The organism is Komagataeibacter saccharivorans (assembly GCF_003207825.1).
GTDB lineage: Bacteria > Pseudomonadota > Alphaproteobacteria > Acetobacterales > Acetobacteraceae > Komagataeibacter > Komagataeibacter saccharivorans.
The window spans coordinates 1-20,233 of sequence record NZ_NKTY01000015.1; the positions used below are offsets into that span (position 1 = coordinate 1).

At 63.1% G+C, this 20,233-nt stretch carries 19 protein-coding genes, 1 tRNA gene and 1 pseudogene; 6 read left to right on the forward strand and 15 right to left on the reverse strand.

What is annotated here, in order from left to right:
• Positions 1–97 precede the first annotated feature (97 nt).
• Both CFR79_RS09630 and CFR79_RS09635 read left to right on the forward strand, forming a co-directional pair.
• Positions 98–1,360, forward strand: a pseudogene (locus CFR79_RS09630) (putative bifunctional diguanylate cyclase/phosphodiesterase); the annotation flags it as partial.
• 219 nt (positions 1,361–1,579) lie between these two features.
• Entirely contained in the window at positions 1,580–2,920 is a 1,341-nt protein-coding gene (locus CFR79_RS09635; RefSeq protein ID WP_110547805.1) for a dihydroorotase, read from the forward strand.
• Positions 2,921–3,419: 499 nt separating this feature from the next.
• Here the strand turns inward: CFR79_RS09635 and CFR79_RS09640 are convergent.
• From CFR79_RS09640 to CFR79_RS09695, 12 genes are all read right to left on the reverse strand, one after another.
• A tRNA-Phe gene (locus CFR79_RS09640) sits at positions 3,420–3,495 on the reverse strand.
• A 60-nt stretch (positions 3,496–3,555) separates the two neighbouring features.
• On the reverse strand, positions 3,556–3,762 hold the full coding sequence (locus CFR79_RS09645; RefSeq protein ID WP_102325592.1) for a DNA gyrase inhibitor YacG: 207 nt from the start codon (positions 3,760–3,762) through the stop codon (positions 3,556–3,558).
• Positions 3,759–4,868 carry a ribonuclease E/G gene (locus tag CFR79_RS09650; protein ID WP_110547776.1) on the reverse strand — a complete coding sequence of 370 codons (1,110 nt, stop codon included), beginning with the start codon at positions 4,866–4,868 and terminating at the stop codon, positions 3,759–3,761. Before CFR79_RS09650 ends, CFR79_RS09645 begins: the two co-directional genes overlap by 4 nt.
• A gap of 2 nt (positions 4,869–4,870) precedes the next feature.
• A complete protein-coding gene (locus tag CFR79_RS09655; protein WP_110547806.1) occupies positions 4,871–5,500 on the reverse strand; it encodes a Maf family protein in 630 nt (209 codons plus the stop codon).
• A gap of 16 nt (positions 5,501–5,516) precedes the next feature.
• Entirely contained in the window at positions 5,517–5,735 is a 219-nt protein-coding gene (infA, locus tag CFR79_RS09660; RefSeq protein ID WP_010508114.1) for a translation initiation factor IF-1, read from the reverse strand.
• Positions 5,736–5,822: 87 nt separating this feature from the next.
• Positions 5,823–7,136, reverse strand: a complete 1,314-nt coding sequence (hisD, locus tag CFR79_RS09665; RefSeq protein WP_110547777.1) for a histidinol dehydrogenase — start codon at positions 7,134–7,136, stop codon at positions 5,823–5,825.
• Positions 7,133–7,867 (reverse strand): ATP phosphoribosyltransferase, encoded by a 735-nt coding sequence (gene hisG / locus CFR79_RS09670; protein ID WP_102325595.1) that lies wholly within the window; start codon positions 7,865–7,867, stop codon positions 7,133–7,135. The genes hisD and hisG overlap by 4 nt, the downstream gene beginning before the upstream one ends.
• Positions 7,868–7,969: 102 nt before the next feature.
• Complete coding sequence (gene murA / locus CFR79_RS09675; RefSeq protein ID WP_102325596.1) at positions 7,970–9,232, reverse strand: UDP-N-acetylglucosamine 1-carboxyvinyltransferase; 1,263 nt, start codon at positions 9,230–9,232, stop codon at positions 7,970–7,972.
• Between the two features lie 18 nt (positions 9,233–9,250).
• Positions 9,251–9,805 (reverse strand): dCTP deaminase, encoded by a 555-nt coding sequence (gene dcd / locus CFR79_RS09680; protein ID WP_102325597.1) that lies wholly within the window; start codon positions 9,803–9,805, stop codon positions 9,251–9,253.
• Between the two features lie 96 nt (positions 9,806–9,901).
• Positions 9,902–10,093, reverse strand: a complete 192-nt coding sequence (locus CFR79_RS09685; RefSeq protein WP_110547778.1) for a hypothetical protein — start codon at positions 10,091–10,093, stop codon at positions 9,902–9,904.
• A 58-nt stretch (positions 10,094–10,151) separates the two neighbouring features.
• Positions 10,152–11,276, reverse strand: a complete 1,125-nt coding sequence (locus CFR79_RS09690; protein ID WP_102325599.1) for an aromatic ring-hydroxylating oxygenase subunit alpha — start codon at positions 11,274–11,276, stop codon at positions 10,152–10,154.
• Between the two features lie 226 nt (positions 11,277–11,502).
• Positions 11,503–12,738 (reverse strand): glycosyltransferase family 4 protein, encoded by a 1,236-nt coding sequence (locus tag CFR79_RS09695; protein ID WP_110547779.1) that lies wholly within the window; start codon positions 12,736–12,738, stop codon positions 11,503–11,505.
• A gap of 102 nt (positions 12,739–12,840) precedes the next feature.
• Here CFR79_RS09695 and CFR79_RS09700 point away from each other — a divergent pair, with 102 nt between their 5' ends.
• From CFR79_RS09700 to infC, 4 genes are all read left to right on the forward strand, one after another.
• The gene (locus tag CFR79_RS09700) at positions 12,841–13,815 is read left to right on the forward strand and encodes a tetratricopeptide repeat protein (protein WP_110547780.1); all 975 of its coding nucleotides are present in this window, start codon (positions 12,841–12,843) and stop codon (positions 13,813–13,815) included.
• Positions 13,816–13,819: 4 nt separating this feature from the next.
• Positions 13,820–14,722 carry a glycosyltransferase family 9 protein gene (locus CFR79_RS09705; RefSeq protein WP_110547781.1) on the forward strand — a complete coding sequence of 301 codons (903 nt, stop codon included), beginning with the start codon at positions 13,820–13,822 and terminating at the stop codon, positions 14,720–14,722.
• A 42-nt stretch (positions 14,723–14,764) separates the two neighbouring features.
• A complete protein-coding gene (gene thrS, locus CFR79_RS09710; RefSeq protein ID WP_110547782.1) occupies positions 14,765–16,699 on the forward strand; it encodes a threonine--tRNA ligase in 1,935 nt (644 codons plus the stop codon).
• 224 nt (positions 16,700–16,923) lie between these two features.
• Complete coding sequence (infC, locus tag CFR79_RS09715; protein WP_014105241.1) at positions 16,924–17,445, forward strand: translation initiation factor IF-3; 522 nt, start codon at positions 16,924–16,926, stop codon at positions 17,443–17,445.
• A gap of 100 nt (positions 17,446–17,545) precedes the next feature.
• Here infC and CFR79_RS09720 read toward each other — a convergent pair whose 3' ends face one another.
• From CFR79_RS09720 to CFR79_RS09730, 3 genes are read right to left on the reverse strand one after another with little or no spacing between them, the layout of a single operon-like run.
• Positions 17,546–18,295: an SIMPL domain-containing protein gene (locus CFR79_RS09720; RefSeq protein WP_110547783.1), complete on the reverse strand. Its 750-nt coding sequence runs from the start codon at positions 18,293–18,295 to the stop codon at positions 17,546–17,548.
• The gene (locus CFR79_RS09725) at positions 18,292–18,621 is read right to left on the reverse strand and encodes a hypothetical protein (protein WP_102325604.1); all 330 of its coding nucleotides are present in this window, start codon (positions 18,619–18,621) and stop codon (positions 18,292–18,294) included. The genes CFR79_RS09720 and CFR79_RS09725 overlap by 4 nt, the downstream gene beginning before the upstream one ends.
• A gap of 4 nt (positions 18,622–18,625) precedes the next feature.
• Complete coding sequence (locus CFR79_RS09730) at positions 18,626–20,203, reverse strand: sensor histidine kinase (protein ID WP_102325605.1); 1,578 nt, start codon at positions 20,201–20,203, stop codon at positions 18,626–18,628.
• Between the last annotated feature and the right edge of the window lie 30 nt (positions 20,204–20,233).

Sequence of the window (20,233 nt, forward strand, 5' to 3'; positions counted from 1 at the left end):
AGATGGCCAACAGCAACGCCGTCAGAAGGGCGGCATAACAACAACCAGGTATAGCTTATCAAGCCCGCAAAACTGTCCGAACGGACGGGTCCACCTCTTTCTCAATCGTTCCGCCATTCACAAGGTCATCAAGTCGATGATCGACCTGCCGGGCGATAACAGTTTTTCGATCTTCATGATCGATATCGACCGCTTCCGCGATATCAATGACACGCTGGGTCATATGAATGGTGATGCCTTCCTCAGGGCCATTGCCGACCGGCTGAAATCCCTGTCGCAGAGCAACTATATCCTCAGCCGTTCCGGCGGGGATGAGTTCGTGATTGTCATGCCCGACAGCAACGAAGCCAGCGCCGTATCATTTGCCCGCAGCCTGATAAAAGGCATGCAAGAACCGGTCGAGATTGCGGGCAACCTGCTTGTCGTGTCGCTGGGCATAGGGATCAGCATTTTTCCCGAAAACGGTCCCGACGGACAGTCCCTGCTCAGTCATGCCGAAAGCGCCATGCGCCGGTGCAAGAAGGAAGCGCGCGGCAGTTTCTGCGTATCCAGCACGGCGGATAACCGTGCGGCACAGGACCGGCTGCTGCTGGGGTCAGCCCTGCGGGACTCACTGGCGCGGGGCTTGCTGAACCTGCATTACCAGCCGCAGGTGGATATCAGGACCGGCAGGCTGTACGGGGCGGAAGCCCTGTCGCGGTGGAACCATCCCACGCTCGGCAACATCTATCCTTCCCGCTTCATCGCGGTGGCGGAGGATACCGGACAGATCGAGACGATCGGCACGTGGTCTCTGGAAGAAGCCGTCGGCCAGCTTGTCAAATGGGACGGGGCGGGGCTTCATGTCCCGGCGGTGTCGGTCAACCTGTCGGCGGCGCATTTCCGTAACCGTGACCTGCCCGCCCTGATCGAACGCATCCTCAGGGAGCATGACATCCAGCCGCAGCGTCTGACCGTTGAAATTACGGAAAGCGTCATGATGGGGGAAAACGAGGATACGATGACGGGACTGGCCGCGATCCATAATCTGGGTGTCGGCCTGTCCATGGATGATTTTGGCACCGGTTACTCCTCCCTTTCGCGTCTGACGCGGCTGCCGCTGACCGAAATCAAGATTGACCGCAGTTTCATCATGAATCTGGAACATGACGCCAACGCGCAGGCTGTCACGACGGCGGTGATCGGTATCGGAAACCGGCTGAAGATGACGGTTGTGACCGAAGGCGTGGAGACGGAATCCCAGCTTGAACTGCTGGAGGGACTGAACTGCGATGTGGCGCAGGGTTACCTGTTCGCCCGGCCCATGACGCCAGATGACATGCTGGCCTGGGCCCGCCAGAAGATGAAGATAACGCAGTAGCCGTCGCATATCTGCCGGGTATTGCGGCAGCAGGTCAGGAGTGGTTCCGAATACCGTGCGACGTGGCCCGGTCCGGTCATGACCGGTTTGCATGGCGCGGGGGGCATGTCATACATCGGGAAAGACGTGCGGGGTGCGCCCATACCGGGCCTGCACGACATTTCCTGCCCCTGCATCCATCATCCGGTGCGCTGGGGCATATGGCCACAGGATAATCCCATGACCCAATCCGTTTTTGATCTTTGTCTGAAAAATGGCAGCGTTGTCCTGCCGGATGCCACGGTTATTACCGATGTGTATGTGCGTGACGGGCGTATTGCCCGGATCGGCGGACAGGGCGACGCAGGGCGGGTCATTGACTGCACCGGCCTGACCATCCTGCCCGGCGTGATCGACACACAGGTCCATTTTCGTGAACCCGGCCTGACCGGGGCGGAGGATCTGGCAACCGGCAGTATGGCCGCCGTGATGGGTGGTGTGACGGCAGTGTTCGAGATGCCCAACACCAAACCCGCAACCGACTGCCCCGAAGCCGTGGTGGACAAGCTGGACCGCGCCCGGGGCCGTATGTGGTGCGATCACGCTTTTTATGTGGGCGCCACAACGGATAACGCCGATCGGTGCGGCGAGCTGGAAATGCTGCCGGGCACGGCGGGTATCAAGATCTTCATGGGGTCATCCACAGGCAACCTGCTGGTATCCGATGACGCGGTGCTGGAGCGGGTCTTGCGTTCGGGGCGCCGCCGCGTCGCCATCCATGCCGAGGATGAGGGACGCCTGCATGAACGTCTGTCGGAACGTAAGGCGGGTGATCCGTCATCCCATCCCGTGTGGCGGGATGATGAAACGGCGCTGCGTGCGACGCAGCGCATCGTGCATCTGGCGCGACGCACCGGTCGCCGTATCCATGTCCTGCATGTCACCACGCCTGCTGAACTGGAGTTCCTGTCCGGCCACAAGGACATCGCCAGTTGCGAGGTCACGCCCCAGCATCTGACACTGGCGGGCGAGGAAGCCTATGCCGAACTGGGCACGCTGGCGCAGATGAATCCGCCCATCCGGGGGCGTGAATGGCGTGACGGGCTATGGTACTGGATGGGGCAGCGTGTGCCCGACATTATCGGCTCCGACCATGCGCCGCACACGCTGGAAGCCAAGCAGCGCGCTTACCCCGATTCACCGTCCGGCATGCCGGGGGTGCAGACCCTGCTGCCGCTCATGCTGGATCATGTCGCCCATGGGCGGCTGTCGCTGCGCCGGGTGGTGGACATGACCTCCGCCGGGCCGCAGCGCCTGTTCGGGCTGGTGAACAAGGGGCGTATCGCGGTGGGGTATGATGCCGATTTCTCGGTCGTTGACCTTGCCGCGCGCTGGACGGTCCAGCAGGAGTGGCTGGCCTCCAGATGTGGATGGTCGCCTTTTGTGGGGCGTGAACTGACGGGGCGTCCCGTTGGCACCGTTATCCGCGGGAACGTTGTCATGTGGGAAAACCAGCTTGCCCCCACCGCGCAGGGTGAGCCGCTGCGTTTTGAAGCAACGGATCGTCCCCGCGAAGCCTGATGCTGTTCCGGTGCTGTGTATCGTTCCTGCAAGACGGCAGGATGCAGCACCGGTATCCGCTGCGTATGGTTCTGACGCTGGGGACGTGGGCGAGAGTGGCTGCATGTCCCCTTTGGAGCACCTCGTGGGCTGCATCTCATCGAACCCGGATGTTTCGGGTTCAAAAACGCAGCCACCTCATCAGTGCATAACCGCCTGATCTGCTGGAATCTGACTGGCATGATGCGTTTACCAGACTGAGTCTGGTTCAGCCGGTCCCGGTTGGATACGGGGAAGCATCGGCTGACGGTGCGATGTATGCCGATACGGCGGAAATAACAGGCATCGCTGTCAGGTGTGCTGCTGGTGTCCTGTCATCATGCGCCGTGATCTGTGTGCATTCTGCTGCATGCAGGGCGAAGGACATGACGACAGGTCCGCACGGTCCCTGTTACAGGACAGCATGACGCATGCGTAAATGCGTTACCATTTTATTATTACTGATTTTCTGGAAGTAGAATGGTGCCCAAGGGCGGGATCGAACCACCGACACTGCGATTTTCAGTCGCATGCTCTACCAACTGAGCTACTTGGGCACCGGGCCGTTTGTCCGGCTTGTCACGACACTCAGGAGCACCGTGACGGTGGACAAGCGTTTAACCTACCTCATCATCGGGATCAACCCGTCTTGTGTATTTTTCATCCTCTTCAGATGGAATCTCTGTCGAGGGAACGCGGTACTGCCCTGAAAACCAGCGGCCAAGGTCCACATCCGCACACCGGCGCGAGCAGAACGGCCGGAAACGCGCCTGCGCGGGCTGGCCACAGATGGGGCAGGGGGGAAGGGTGGGCTGTTCGGTCATGGTTCAAATCTCCAGCCATTGGCGGGCAGGGTCTGATCCGCAACAGGCTGGAGTGTGCGGCCGGTCAGGCGCGTGAAGTCCTCCATCCAGCCCGGATGGTCTTGCAGCAGCGTCATGATACCATACCCGCATGCCAGTCGGACAGGCTGTCCAGTGGGCGGCATGCCCCGATGGGCCTGCATCTGCCCGCGCAGGGCATGGATCAGCCGTCCCTCACGGGACTGAAGCAGCTCATGCAGGGGCGGATGGACGCGCGGGCGTACGATTTCGGCCAGACCAAGTGCTGTAAACCCGAGAAAGCGCGGACGCAGCGGATCGTCCTTCAGCAGGGTCTCGATCACCTCACCCAGCGCACGCCGCTTGCGTACGGCCAGCCCCGCTACGTCAACAATGATCGCCCCAGACAGGTTGCGTAGCCGTAGCTGGCGCAGAAGGTCGGGCAAGGCGTCACGGTTGGCGGCGAACTGGGCCGTCTGCTTGGGGCGGCGGTCCATGCTGGTCGCCCCCCCATCCATGTCGATCGCCACCAGTGCGGGTGTGGGGGTAATGCTGGCCGACATGCCACCGGGCAGCGATATCACAGGGTCTTCCAGCCCGTCCGCCTGCGCGCGCAGGTCGCTGTCGAAAGCGGAATTGACGCGTGTCAGGCGCGGATGCAGCGGTGCGGGCAGCAGGGTGGCAACGGCGGCATCGTCGATAACGATAGGGGCGTCTGGATACTGGCGCGCAAGCCGGTCCAGCGGGGTTGGTCCGCGCCGCAACAGTTGTGGCGCCGCCCCGCCGGGCAGGTCGGGTGGCAGGTTGCGCGCGCCCAGCCGTACCCCTTTGCCGCCCTGCGCGCTGCGCGTGACGGAAACAAGGATGGTCTGTCCCTGTGTCAGGGGGCCAAGCCCTTCCGAATCAGGCAGGAAGCCTGCCTGTTCCTGTCCGGGCAGGGTGACGAAGGTGCCCCCAAGGGCCGGTACATGGGCGCTGACGGCGGCGCGGTAGATGTCGCCCACACCATCGGGCATGTCAGGCCGCCACAGTGCGAAATCCTGCATGACGCCATTGCTGGTTACGGCAAGGCGGATCTCGCCGGGGCTACTGCTGGCGCAAATGCGCATATTCAACGGAGCCAGTTTCCCTTCTGCCCGCGCAGCATCTGCGCGGTTTCAAACAGCGGAAGGCCAACAATACCCGTGTAACTGCCAGACAGGAACCGCACGAACGCCGCCGCGTGTCCCTGTATCGCATAGCCGCCCGCCTTGCCATTCCAGTCGCCCGCTTCAAGCAGGGCGTCGATCTGCATGGGTGTGAGGCGGGAAAACGTGATGGTGCTGGCAACCAGACGATTGCTTGCCCGTCCGTCCTTCCATGTGGCGCTGGGCCGTATGGACACGGCCGTATAAACGGTATGACGCCGCCCGGACAGCAGGGTCAGGCATTTGCGTGCCGTCTGCACATCCTCCGCCTTGGGAAGGATGCGTCGCCCCAGGGCTACAACCGTGTCAGCCGCGATAACCAGTGCCGGTTCATCGTGCATGGCCGCCACATGTTCGGCCTTCCGGGCTGCCAGACGCTGGGCGTAGGGCCGGGGCAGTTCCTCCCGGCGGGGCGTTTCATCAATATCCGCAGGGCAGACCTGATCCGGGACGATCCCGATCTGGCGCAGAAGTTCAACCCGTCTGGGAGAAGCAGACGCAAGGACGAACCGCGCGCCCGCATCCGCCCCGGATGGGGCGGTGGTTCCGGTCATGACCGACAATGCGGGCTTACTTGAAGCGGAAGGTGATGCGACCCTTTGTCAGGTCATAGGGCGTCATTTCCACGTTCACGCGGTCACCGGCCAGAACGCGGATGCGGTTCTTGCGCATCTTGCCGCTGGTATGGGCCAGGATGGTGTGCTCATTATCCAGCGTGACGCGGAACATGGCGTTGGGCAGCAGTTCGGTTACCGTGCCGCTGAATTCAATCATGTCTTCTTTAGACATCGTGTCCTTCAATCATTAGAATTGCCGTCCGTCTGCGGGGCCGCAGCGCAATACGGTTGGTTTATGTGGGGATACAAACGCCCCGGGTCAAGTTTCGTTGTGCGCGCCGTCCAGCGCGGCGAGCCTGACGGACACGCTCAGCGCATGTGCGTCAAGCCCTTCGGCCCGTGCAAGGCTGACGGCGGCAGGACCGATTTCGCGCAGCGACTCGGCCTGCGCCTCGATGAACGTCGTGCGCTTGATGAAATCGAACACCGACAGACCCGATGAAAAACGCGCCGTGCGGCTGGTCGGCAGCACATGGTTGGGACCACCCACGTAATCACCGATCGCCTCGGGGCAGTAACGCCCGACAAAGATGGCGCCCGCGTGCCGCACGCGTTCAAATACCGGTGCGGGATTGTCGATCATGAGTTCCAGATGTTCCGGCGCGATCGTGTTTACAAGATCGGCGGCTTCATCCAGATCGCGTACGATGACAATCGCGCCGTGCGCGTCCCAACTGGTGCGGGCAATTTCGGCACGTGGTAGGGTTTCAAGTTCTGTCTCTACCGCGCGCGCCACTTTTTCCGCCATGGCGGTATCGGGCGTGATCAGGATGGACTGGGCCATGGGGTCATGTTCGGCCTGCGCCAGCAGATCAAGTGCTATGGCGCGCGGGTCGTTATTGCCATCGGCTATGACAACCACTTCCGACGGACCGGCGATGCTGTCGATTCCCACCGTGCCGAATACCTGCCGCTTCGCTTCGGCCACATAGGCATTGCCCGGTCCCACCACGCGGTCCACGGGGGCGATGGTCGCCGTGCCATAGGCCATGGCGGCCACGGCCTGCGCGCCGCCCACGCGATAGATCTCGCTCACGCCGGAACGGCGGGCAGCGGCCAGCACCAGCGGGTTAAGCGCCCCATCGGGCGTGGGAACGCACATGGCAATGCGCTTGACCCCCGCCACACGGGCCGGAATTGCGTTCATCAGCACGGAGGAAGGATAGGCTGCCTTGCCACCGGGCACGTAAAGCCCCACCGAATCCAGCGCCGTCCACCGCATGCCCAGTGTCACACCGGCCTGATCGACGTAACGCAGCCCCTCGGGCATCTGGGCCTTGTGGAACGACTCGATACGGCTGGCCGCGACTTCCAGCGAGTCCAGCAGTTCGGGTGCCACTTCAGCGCAGGCGGCCTCGATTTCATCGGGGGTGATCCGCAGGCGGTCAGGGGTGACGTCGGTGCGGTCGAAACGGTTTGTGAATTCACACAACGCTTCATCGCCACGGGCGCGGACGGCTGCCAGAATTTCGGTTACCGGCCCGTCGACGCGGGCGGTGTCGCTGTCACGCTCGGCCAGCAGTTTACGGAATTCGGTGTCGAAATCGGTCCGGGTCGTATCAAGGCGTTTCATGACTGCTGGTCCCTGGTCTGCGCCGGTGCCAGCGCCGTGCGGAAACGGTTGATAAGTGCGGTAATGCGTTCGGGCTGGGTTTTCAGCGCCGTACGGTTCACGATCAGGCGGCTGGTGATGTGCGCGATGGTGTGGGTTTCCTCCAGCCCGTTGGCCCGCAGGGTGGAGCCTGTATCGACCAGATCGACAATCAGGTGCGACAGGTCCAGAACCGGGGCCAGTTCCATCGCGCCGTGCAGATGCACGATGCTGGCGTTTATGCCGCGTGCGGCGAAATGCCGCCGCGTGATGGAGGGGTATTTGGTCGCCACCCGTACCTGCGACAGGCGGTTGGGATTGTCTTCCTGCCCGCTGCGGTCACGCGGCTGGGCGATGGAAATACGGCAGCCACCGATCCCCAGATCAAGCGGGGCATAGATTTCAGGGTAGTCGAATTCCATCAGCACGTCGGCGCCGCATATGCCGATCTGTGCACCGCCGAAGGCGACGAAAGTTGCGACATCGAACGAGCGCACCCGCACCACGTCCACGCCGGGATCGTTGGTTTCAAAGCGCAGGAGACGGCTTTTTTCGTCATTGAAATCCGGGCCGGGCACAATGCCCGCCGTATGCAGAAGCGGCGCCGCGGCTTTGAGGATACGGCCCTTGGGCAGGGCCAGTACCAGCGGGCTATCCGTTTCCGGAACGGGGTTCTGGGCCGGTGACAGGACGGTCAATGCATTCTCCGACATGAAGGCGGGCACCCGCTGTCAGTGCAGGGTGCTTTTCGTGACATGCGCGCATACCACATTCAGCCGTCATGCAGGAAGGGCGCTTTTCTCCGGTCTGGTGTGCTAGCCCGACACGCGCTCGATATGCGCGCCGCACTGTGCGAGTTTGCGTTCCACGGCCTCGTAACCGCGGTCCAGATGATAGACACGGCTCAGGATCGTTTCGCCGTGGGCTGCAAGCCCCGCCAGAATCAGTGAAAACGACGCCCGCAGGTCGGTCGCCATGACCGGCGCGCCGGATAGTGCATGCACGCCGCGAATGATGGCGGAAGATCCATGGACATTGATGCGCGCGCCCATGCGGTTGAGTTCGGGTACATGCATGAAGCGGTTTTCGAAAATGGTCTCCGTCACCATTGACGCCCCTTCGGCGACCGACAGCAGCGCCATGAACTGGGCCTGCATGTCGGTGGGGAAGCCGGGATAGGGTTCGGTCATGATATCGACGCCACGCAGCGCGCCGGTGCGCTGGACACGGATCGCACCGTCTTCCTGCGTCATTTCAACGCCCGCTTCCTCCAGCGCGCGCACGACCGCGCCCAGATGTTCGATCTGGCCGCCCACCAGCCGCAGTTCCCCGCCGGTAATCGCGGCAGCACAGGCATAGGTGCCGCATTCGATCCGGTCGGGCATGACCCGGTAGCGCGCGCCATGCAGCGCCTCCACCCCGTCAATGACCAGCTTGCCGCCACCGGCATCGGTGATGCGCGCCCCCATGGCGTTGAGGCAGCCCACCAGATCACCGATTTCGGGTTCACGCGCCGCGTTGACGATCTCGGTCCGGCCTTTGGCCAGACAGGCGGCCATAAGCAGGTTTTCTGTCGCTCCGACCGAGGCGAAAGGCAGGATGACCCGCTCCCCCTTCAGCCCGTGGGGCGCTTCGGCATGGATATAGCCGTTTTCAAGCGTGATCTTCGCCCCCAGCGTTTCCAGCGCCTTGAGGTGCAGGTCAACCGGGCGCGTGCCGATGGCGCAGCCGCCGGGCAGCGATACGCGCGCCACCCCGCAGCGTGCCAGAAGTGGCCCCAGCACCAGAATCGATGCCCGCATCTTGGATACGATGTCATAGGGCGCTTCGGTGTTGGTGATGGTCCCGCCAACGGACAGCGTGCCGCCGTCGCCGCTTACGTCTTCCACCGTCAGGCCGTGCTGTTCCAGCAGGCGACGCATGGTACGGATGTCGGCAATGCGGGGGACATTGTCCAGCACGAGCCGTTCGGACGTGAGCAGGCCGGCGACAAGCAGCTTCAGGGCCGAATTCTTGGCCCCGCCGATAATGATGTCGCCACGCAGCGGATGCCCGCCGTGAATGATGAAACGGTCCATGCGGTGTGGTTCCTGCCCTTACATGCGTGGCGGGGCGACGCCAACCTGCCCCATGTACTTGCCCTTGCGGTCGGCGTAGCTGACCTCGCAGGGGGAAGCGCCCTGGAAGAACAGGAACTGGCAGATCCCCTCATTGGCATAGATGCGCGCGGGAAGTGGCGTTGTGTTGCTGATTTCAATCGTGACCTGGCCTTCCCATTCGGGTTCCAGCGGGGTCACGTTTACGATGATGCCGCACCGCGCATAGGTGGATTTGCCAAGGCAGACCACCAGCGTGTCGCGCGGTATGCGGAAATATTCGACCGTGTGCGCCAGCACGAAGCTGTGGGGCGGAATGGTGCAGCAGTCCCCATGGCGGGTGACAAAGCTGGTGTCGCTGAAATTCTTGGGATCGACGACCGCGTTGTCCACGTCCGTAAATATCTTGAATTCATTGGCGACACGCGCGTCATACCCGTAGGAGGACAGACCGAACGAGATGACCCCGCTACGGTTCTGCTTCTCCACGAAGGGTTCGATCATGCCATGGTCCGTGGCCATGCGGCGAATCCACGTATCAGGCATTATTGGCATGGTGTCCCTTCCTTCGGCATCTGGTGCGTGCGGACGGAACTGCCGCCAGCCGCTGCGCGACCACTAGCGAAGTGACCGCCCAACCGCAACTGGCAATCACCTTTCATTGCAGGATATGTCGCGCCCGTCGCTTTTGTCCGTATCCGGGGCCGGGGTGCTGCGCGCACGGCTCTGCTGCTTGCGGCGGCGCAGGTTGGCGCGCAGGGCTTCGGCCTCGCGTTCAAGGCGTTCGCGGCGCGCGGCGGCGGCCCTGTCGGTCAGGGTGGGGGAATCGGTCCGTTCGGTCATGGTCGCGTTTCGTCGGCACAAGGTGTTGCCCGCCCCGGTAGCCGGGGCGGGATGGGGGTCAGGCCGTGGTTTCGGCTTCAGGCTGCGTGGCTGCGGTCTGCTGCTTCACGTCCTGCGGGCAGCCACAGCGGATCAGCAGTTCACGCAGCGCGCGCACGACGGGAAAGATTTCGACATTGCGGTCGTGGCCGACTTCGTCCCATGCCGCCTGTTCCATTTCCACAATTTCCTTGTCCTCAAGGAAGATGCGGTTGGTGAACCAGCCAAGGGCGGGCCAGATCACATCGATCAGCAGCGGCGTCTGCGGGCGCAGGACCGAAAGCAGGCCGAAGGAAAGGGTCTCGCGCTGGTCCTTGTCCTGCGGGACGTAGGCAACCCACAGGTCCATGATCAGGTCACCGTCCTTATCGACGATGCGCAGGGTCTGGTACGGATATTCCGTACGGATGGTCACGACTTCCTCAATGGGCTGTTCCTTGCCCTGAAGGTCCTTGTGCTTGCCAAAGATCAGCCGTTCGGCCAGGGGCTGCTGCCCCGCGCTGCGCATGAAGCTGTAGCGGGCTTCGATAAAGTCCTCGCCACGGTCCTGACCGAGGAAGCGGGCCTTGATCTGCCCCATCTGGCGGCGGTGCAGGAACTGATGGTTCATGTCCATCAGGTTTTCGTGCATGAAGGTGTAGTGGCAGTTCACGCGCGGGCTGAAATGCTTGGTCTTGTAGGCGGGGTTGTCCGTCTGGGCCAGTTTGGGGAAGGGGACGGTATCAGCCTTTTCCGGGTCACCGGGGAAAATGAAGATCAGGCCGCCCGCCTCGCGCACGGGGAAAGTACGCACGCCGTTGGGCAGCTTGCCCTTGCCCAGATAAGGTACGTCGATGCAGCGGCCCGAACGGCCGAATGCCCAGCCATGGTAGCAGCAGCGCACGGTCTGCCCCTTCACCAGCCCCTTGCTCAGCGGCACCTGCCGGTGGGGGCAGCGGTCATACAGCGCGAAGACGCCACCTTCCTCGGGCCGGACCAGGGCGATCGGCGTACCGGCATAGGATACGCCTACCGTCTTGCCCTTGGGTACATCGGATGACCACGCGACCGGATACCAGAAATCCGGATTGGCATTGACCCGGCGCAGGTCGGGCTGCGGGGTCGCGGATGCGGTGTCAGCCATGGCGGGGGAAATCTGGTTCATGTGGTGCAGTCCCGAAAGTGTTCACGTTGGAATGGTGGCGGCGGGTCACGCCCGTATGCCACGGATATAGCTGCGCAATGGGTGAAGAATTTCGGCGATGTTGTCGACTGTAAACCATGCCTTGCATAAGGCCCATGCTTAATGCTGGACGCTCCGCGCTGCTTTCCGGGCCACCATGAGCCAGATCAAGGAAACCCTTTTCCAGCCATGGCATAATTGTCATGCGTCACAGGCTGGCCTGTGCGGGGTGCGGGCCCTGCCCATCTTCCTCCCCGGTGGTCAGGCCATGGTAGAAACTGTCCGCCAGATGCGTGTGCAGCAATTCATCATAGACCGTCAGCGTCGCGTACTGCATCGCCTGTGTCGAATAATGCGTGACCACATTTTCGCGCGCATGCCATGCCAGATTTGCCCGCTCCTCCGTTGAGAGGGTCATGACGCGGTGGATGCATCCGGCCAGCGCCTCCACGTCACCGGGGGGGAAGATGAAGCCGGTTACCCCATCCTCCACCGTTTCCAGTGCCGCGCCGTGTCCCGCAACGATGACGGGGCAGCCCATGGCCTGTGCTTCCACCACCACGCGGCCGAACGGCTCGGGCCGCAGGGAAGGGACGATAACCATGTCCGCCAGCATCATGGCGGCGGGCATGTCGGAACAGTGACCGGCAAAGCGCAGATGCCCGTCAATGCCGCGCTGCCGGGCGAGGTTTACAAGCTCCGTTCCCTGCTTCTCGTTCGCTTCACCCACGAAAACGCATACCCATTCCCCGATGGATGGTTCCGTGCGTTGCAGCCGCGCCAGCGCTTCGAGCAGCAGGGTATGGCCTTTCCATGCCGTAACCCGCGCAGGCAGCATGATCACGGTGGCTCCATCGGGGATGTTCCATTGTTCGATCAGGGGCTGCACGCGGTTGCCCCGCACGCCGTGGGGGTCGAAGCGCACCATGTCCGCGCCGCGTGGGATCAGGCGCAGGCGGTCGCTGCCAACCCCGTATTCATCATGCAGGCGGTTCGCGATGTAACGGCTTATGGCAATGACACGCGTGCCGGAGGCCAGTACGCTGTTATACCGCTTCTTGCCCGGCAGATTGGCGGCATGCACGCCATGCCATGTGGTAACGAAAGGGACATCAAGCCGCCGACATGCCAGATAGGACGCCCATGCAGGCGCGCGCGAACGGGCATGGACCAGTCTTACGCCGTAATGCTGTATGACATGGCGCAGCCTGCGGGCGTTGCGCATGATGGCAAGCGGGTTTTTGGCGCCAAGTTCCATTTCAATGGGGATGGCGCCGATATATTTCAGGCGCGGTACAAGACGCCCACCGGCACTGGCGACGAGGGCCGTGCCCCCGGCCTGCACGATGGCCTGCGCCATTTCCAGCGTGCCCTGTTCAATGCCGCCGGATTCGAGTGCTGGCAGGGCCTGCAGGATAACGGGGCGGTCGGTAACGGTTTGCATCACACTCCACCCTATCATGAACGTAACGGAACTGCACGGTCTGCTGGCGAATGGGGGTTTTGTCCTTGACCTTCATGCCCTGCGGTCCGACGAATGGGGGTAATGAGACTTTCTGCCTGCCTGCCTGTTCCCCGTTTCGCCATGCAGGGATTGCGCCCTGTCGGGCGCGCTGTTTTCCATGCCCGGCTTCCCCTGCGGCCCGACCGTCGCCCTGGGGTAGTGTGGGTGGCGGCCATGGCCGTGGCGGGGATATGTATGCTGCTGGCTGTCGTGATCTGCGGGCGCGCATGGGCGCAGGCGGCTCCAGCCGCCCCCGCACCGTCCGAACCCGTGGCTGCATCAACGGGTGGGGAGTGGAGCTTCCGGCGCTGTACCGCCACCCTGTCCGATGACCCCGATGGCGCACGCGATTATGCGGAGGACTGGCAGAGCCATGGTGGCGGGCTGGAGGCTGAACAGTGTGATGCCATGGCGCAGATGGAACTGGGCGACGTGGCGACCGCCGCGACAATGCTGGACCATCTGGCCCATGTAACCGACTGGTCATCCCCCCGGCAGGCCGGAACGCAGGCTTCGGCGGATACAGCTCTCGCCCTGTCGCGCCGCGCGGGTCTGGCTGAACAGGCGGCGCGGGCATGGCAGGCGGATGACAGTCCCCGTCAGGCACTGGACAGCGCCGCCTATGGCCTGACGCTCAGGCCCGATGATGCGGCGCTGAAACTGGTTTATGCGCGCGTTGCGGTGGAACTGGGCCAGCCCGCGCGGGCGGTCGAGACGCTTACGCCGCTGCCGGGCAGTCAGATGGAACGTGATGAGGCATTGGTGGCGCGCGCCGCCGCATGGCGCCAGATGGGGCGCATCGATAAGGGTATGGCCGATATCAATGCAGCGCTGAAGGATATGCCCGATAATGGCGCGGCCCTGCTTGAACGCGGTATCCTGTATCAGCGGCAGGGACTGATGGAAGCCGCCCGCGCCGACTGGCAGGACGTGGTTGCGGTGGCCCCGGATTCGGATGAGGCCGATCTGGCGCGTCAGGACCTGTCCCTGCTGGAAACAGACCCCGAGGCCCCCTGATCCCATGGCCCGCATTCTGGTGATCCGGCTGGGTGCGCTGGGCGATTTTGTCCAGTCCTTCGCACCTTTCGCCGCCATTCGCGCCCATCATGCGCATGACCGGGTTGATCTGCTGACCCAGCCCGCCTTTGCCGGACTGGGGCAGCACGCGCCATGGTTCGACCATGTGCTGACGGACAGCCGTCCGCCTTGGCATGACCTGCGCGCGGTCATGGCCCTGCGGCGGATGCTGCGTTCCTATGATTTCATCTACGATCTGCAGACATCGGGACGCAGCACGCGCTATTTCCGCCTGTCGGGCATGAAGGCGTGGTCGGGAATCGGGCGGGGCGCAGTGGCGGTGCATGACAGCCCGCAACGTCGCTTCATGCATACCCGTACCCGTCAGCGTGACCAGTTGCGTCATGCGGGACTCGACAGCCTGCCGGTGCCCGACCTGTCATGGCTGGCGCGGGGTGGTCCTGTTCTGCCGGGGCCGTACGCCGTGCTGGTGCCGGGGGCCGCCGCCCATCGTCCCGCCAAGCGCTGGCCGGTGGAGCGGTATGCGGCCCTTGCCACACATTTGCACGCGAAAGGGCTGCTGCCCGTTGTTGTCGGCAGTAAGGCGGAAACGCCGCTTGCCACCATTATCCGCCGCGCATGCCCCACGGTGCTGGACCTGACGGGCCGGACCAGCCTGCTGGAACTGGGTGGAGTGCTTGCGCGCGCGGCCTGTGCCGTGGGCAATGATACCGGGCCGATGCACATGGCCGCAGCGCTGGGCGTGCCCGCCACCGTGCTGTTTTCGGCAGACAGCAACCCGGCGCTGACCGCCCCGGTGGGGCAGTATCCGGGGCAGGTAAAGGTGATTTATGTGCGCGATCTGGCCACTGTGCGCGTGGACAGGGTTGCGGCGACGCTCGCCTGACGCCATTACAGCGGAATATCTTCATACCGGAGCAATGAAACCATGCCTGCCATAACCCTGCCTGACGGATCCGTTCGCCGCTTTGACGGGGCAGTGACGGGCACTACCGTGGCGCAGTCCATTGGTGCGGGCCTTGCGCGCGCCGCCCTTGCCATGGAAGTGGACGGTAAGCTCATGGATATCGGCCGCGCGGTCGATCATGACGCCCATGTCCGTTTCATCACCCGCAAGGACCCCGAAGCGCTGGAAATGATCCGCCACGACGCCGCCCATGTGCTGGCCGAGGCGGTGCAGTCGCTGTTTCCCGGCACGCAGGTCACGATCGGCCCGTCCATCGAAAACGGCTTCTATTACGATTTCTACCGCAACGAACCCTTCACGCCGGAAGATTTCGCCGCGATTGAAAAGCGCATGGGCGAAATCGTGGCCGCGAACGAACCCTTCGTGCGCGAAGCATGGCCGCGTGATCAGGCCATCGAATTTTTTGAGGCCAAAGGCGAGCGCTTCAAGGCCGAGCTGATCCGCGACCTGCCCGAAGACGAGGAAATTTCCATCTACCGTCAGGGCGAATGGCTGGACCTGTGCCGTGGGCCGCATCTGCGTGGCACGGCTGACGTGGGGAATGCTTTCAAGCTGATGAAGGTGGCGGGCGCCTACTGGCGCGGCGATCATCGCAATCCCATGCTGACGCGCATTTACGGCACGGCATGGCGTGACCGTAAGGAACTCGAAGCTCACCTGCATCAGCTTGAGGAAGCCGAACGGCGCGATCATCGCCGCATTGGCCGGGAAATGGACCTGTTCCACATTCAGGAAGAAGCCGTGGGCCAGATCTTCTGGCATCCCAAGGGCTGGCGGCTGTATTCGGTGCTGCAGGACTATATGCGCCGCGCCCAGAACGGCAACGGCTATCAGGAAGTGCGCACCCCGCAACTGGTTGACCGTGGGCTGTGGGAAGCATCCGGCCACTGGGACAAATACCGCGAGCACATGTTCATCGCCACGGTCGAGGACGAGGACAAGACCCTCGCACTGAAGCCGATGAACTGCCCATGCCATGTGCAGATCTTCCGCCATGGGCTGCGTTCGTATCGCGAACTGCCGCTGCGTATGGCGGAGTTTGGCGCCTGCCACCGTTACGAACCGTCGGGCGCGCTGCATGGCATCATGCGTGTACGTGGCTTTACGCAGGATGACGCGCACATCTTCTGCACGGAAGACCAGATTGCGGATGAGACCGCCCGTTTCGTGCGGATGCTGTCCGATGTGTATCAGGATCTGGGCTTCGAGCATTTCCGCGTGAAGTTTGCCGACCGTCCCGAACAGCGCGCCGGTGATGACGCGACATGGGACCGCGCCGAAAACGCGCTGAAGGTTGCCTGTGACATGGCGGGCGTTGCCTATGAACATAATCCGGGCGAGGGTGCCTTCTATGGCCCGAAACTGGAATTCGTGCTGCGCGACGCCATCGGCCGTGACTGGCAGTGTGGCACATTGCAGGTGGATTACGTTCTGCCCGAACGGCTCGATGCCTCCTATGTCGGTGAGGACAGCGCCCGCCACCGGCCCGTCATGCTGCATCGGGCCATCCTTGGTTCCTTCGAACGGTTCCTTGGCATCCTGATCGAACAGCATGCCGGTCGCTTCCCGCTGTGGCTGGCTCCGGTGCAGGTGGTCGTGGCCTCGATCGTGACCGATGCGGCGGAATACGCGCAGCATGTAACCGATACCCTGCGCGCGGCGGGGCTGGTTGTTGAAGCCGACCTGCGGAACGAGAAGATCAACGCCAAGGTCCGCGAGCACAGCCTTGCCCGCGTGCCGGTCATCCTGGTGGTCGGGCGCAAGGAAGCGGAAGAAAACACCGTCGCCATGCGCCGCCTTGGCGGCAAGGCGCAGGACGTGCTGCCGCTGGATGAAGCGGTGTCCGCCCTTGCATATGAGGCCCTGCCACCCGATATCCGGCGTGCGCGCGGCTGAAAGCGCATTCCCGTGCCGTGACTGCATGGCTGTTTTCACGGCTGCCGGGCAAGACAGTACTTGATCTGGGGCGCATCTTTGCGTCACATATCTTCCATAATGCAAGGTCATTCCCTGCCCGCGCGTTTTCGGTGGCTCCGGCCCCCGGCGCGTAGGCATGCGGGATGGCCCTGCCTGCCGTTTGAATGAAACAGTTACAGGAGCTGACCATAGCCAGACCCCCCATGCCCACTCCGCCGAACCGAGAGGGCCCCCGTGTCAATGAAGAGATCCGCGTACCGCAGGTGCGTCTGATCGACGAAGAGGGCGAGATGCTTGGCATCATGTCCACGCGTGATGCACTGGCACGCGCTTATTCTGTCGGGCTCGACCTGCTCGAAATCAGCCCGAACGCCGAACCGCCCGTGGCCAAGGTCCTTGACTACGGCAAGTTCAAGTACGAGCAGCAGAAGAAGCGTAACGAAGCGCGCAAGAAGCAAAAAGTCATTGAAATCAAGGAAGTCAAGGTTCGTCCGAACATTGATGAAAATGATTATCAGGTCAAAATGCGCGCGATGAAGACCTTTATCGGCGAAGGGGACAAGGTGAAGGTGACCCTTCGTTTCCGTGGCCGTGAAATGGCGCATCAGGATCTGGGTGTGAAGGTTCTCGAACGCATTCGGGCCGAGATGGACGAACTGGCCAAGGTTGAGCATATGCCCAAGCTTGAAAACCGCCAGATGATCATGGTGCTGGCCCCGCGCTGAAGCGCCCGGTTTTCGGTCCATGAAATGAATAAAGGCCCGTGAGAGATACTCTCCGGGCCTTTTTCATATCCATCCCCGGCATGGGGATCTGGGTATTGCCCTATGGCGTCAGCAGCACGGTCGCGCGGGCGGTGGCTGTAACATCCTGCATCCCCGTGGGGGCGGATGGGGCCATCATGTCGGCGCTGGCGGCACGCGCCATCATCATGGGCATCGGGCGTGGCATGTCCTGATCGTCCAGCGAGACGGAGGCGAGGGATGAAATCTTCAGCTTCAGGGTATCGGCGGCGGCATGGGCGCGCTGCTGCATATCCTGTAGTGCGAGGGTTTCCGCCTGTCGGGTCAGTTCAGCCCGTTTTTTGCGCGATACCGACCAGTCAAGCCGCGTCAGCGCAAGGTTTTCCGCCTGCAACTGCCCGACCAGTGGCAGCAGCGTCTTGCCATCAGCCGCCGTCAGCCGGATGGTCTGGCGGGCGACCCATTGCGCCCTGCGGTTCTGACGGGTGTCGGCATCTTCATGCTGGACGAAATACGACTCGGCATTGACCGTCAGGTCCGGGGTCTGCGCGGCGGCGGATATGGCCTTGCCGATCAGTGAATTGACCTGTGCCTGCGCCGCCGCAGCAGTGTCCGCCCGGGATTCGGCAAAGAAGGTGGCGGTCAGTTGATCGGGCTGGGCCTGCACCGTACCCGATGCGGTCAGTTCAAGCCGGGTTTCGTCGGATGGGGCGGAGTCGGTGTTCGCACCGGTGCCCTGCGCCAGCGTTACGGCCGGATACAGGCTGGCGGCGGCCAGCAGGGCAGGAAGGGCATGGCGACGGGTAAGGGAACGAAAGCGTGTGAAAATCATGAATGCGTGGTCTCCTTCAGTTCGACCAACGCACGACGGAGTCGTACGATCCCTGAGCGGATGCGCCCGATGCGGCACATGTCTTCTCCCTGCATGCGCAGGCTGTCCACATCCTGCGGCAGGGCAGGGCCGTAGGCATCGATGATGTTCAGCAGCCTGTTGCAGTAGGCCTTGGTGTCGCTGGTGATGATGACGGGTTTGTCCGCCCCGTCCCGTGCGGTAATCACGCGCGCCATGTTGCCCGGCTCTGCCGGGGCGGGTGATGCACCGCACAGGCAGAAGCTCATCACGACGATGGCGGGCGTCATGGCGGGGTGCATGTTCATGGCGTTACTTTACGCTACTGTTCATGTCATGCTGATGGGGGAAAGGTGACGTTTGCGTCATGCCTGATATGTGCGCATCGGATGGAAAATCTTCTTCGCGCGATGTCAGCGCACAGGCGGCGATGGGCAGGGCGAGCGAAACCGTAAGCCCGGGATTATGGGCCGAAAGATGCATCCGCCCCCCATGCAGTTGCACGATGGCGCGGACCATGGACAGACCCAGTCCCGCGCCGGGGGTATTGCGGGCCTTTTCCGCCCGGAAGAAGCGTTCCGTCGCCCGGGCCATGTCGGCTTCGGTCATGCCGATTCCCTCGTCACTGACCGACAGGTCCAGCATCCCTTCACCCGTTGGCCCGGTTATCCGCCCCGGCGAGATTTCGCGGATCTGGGCGCGCAGGAAGACGGTGCCGCCGGGCGGGGAAAACTTGATGGCATTGTCCAGCATGTTCGCCACGGCCTGCTGCACCAGCGACCGGTCACCGTAGAAGGACAGGTGTGCCGGCAGGTCGAGCGCCAGGGCGATCTCATGCTCCTCCGCCACCGCTTCATACAGGTCCGCCACATCCAGCAGGACGGGAACCAGATCGAATGTCATGAAAGCCGAGCGGCGGGCCCCGGCCTCAATCTGGGCAATACGTAACAGGGCCTCGAACACGGCGGTCACGTTATCCAGGTTGCCGACCGCGCGTTCGATCGCGCCACGCAGTTCATCGGGCGTGGTGGCGTGAAGGGCCGCGTCCTCAAGCTGCGTGCGCGCCCGCGCGATGGGGGTGCGCAGGTCATGGGCAATGGAATTGGAAACCTGCCGCACGCCATCCATCAGGCGCACGATGCGGTCCAGCATTTCGTTGATGGCTTCGGCGACCTGATCCATCTCGTCGCCATTGCCAACCAGCGGCATGCGCCGGCTCAGGTCGCCATGCGCGATGGCGGAGGTCGTGCGCGCCACGGTCTTGACCATGCGGCGGAAAATTCCGTGCACCAGCACCGCGCCACTGACCGCAAGCAGGGAGACCATGACCCAGGCCCATAGCAGGGAATCGGTCAGCAGGTGCCGCAGCACCCCGCGTGAGCGCACATCGCGCCCGACCAGCAGGCGGTAGCCACTGTCCAGTTGTCCTGCCGTATGGGTCTGCGCCGTGCCGGGCAGGCGGTAGGCATGCAGTTCCGCCATGCCGCGCAGTCCCGCGCGCGTATCGGGCAGGGTGTACCAGCGGTCGGTATACTGCACGCGTCCCGGCCATGCGGAGACATTGCCCGTCAGGTAATTGCCCTGCGGGTCGATGACCATATAGATCGCGTCGTCATCAAGGTTCTGTTCAAGCCGGTCCTCGATGGTCAGCGCCAGCGTCGGCAGCCCGCCCATGACCCAGCGTTCGGCCAGTGCGCGGGCATCGGCGTTGATGGCGGTTTCGACCTGACGTTCCAGAAACCCGATCGTGCCCCACCACATGAAGGACATGAACAGGACGGAAGACAGGGCGAACAGCATGCCATAGGCCAGCGAGAACCGCAGGCTGGCCGACCGCCACGCCCGCCACGGCGACCGGCGTGGCCGGACCTGTGTGAAGCCTTCCGCCATTACGGCCGGGACCGCAGGCGGCTGTGCCGC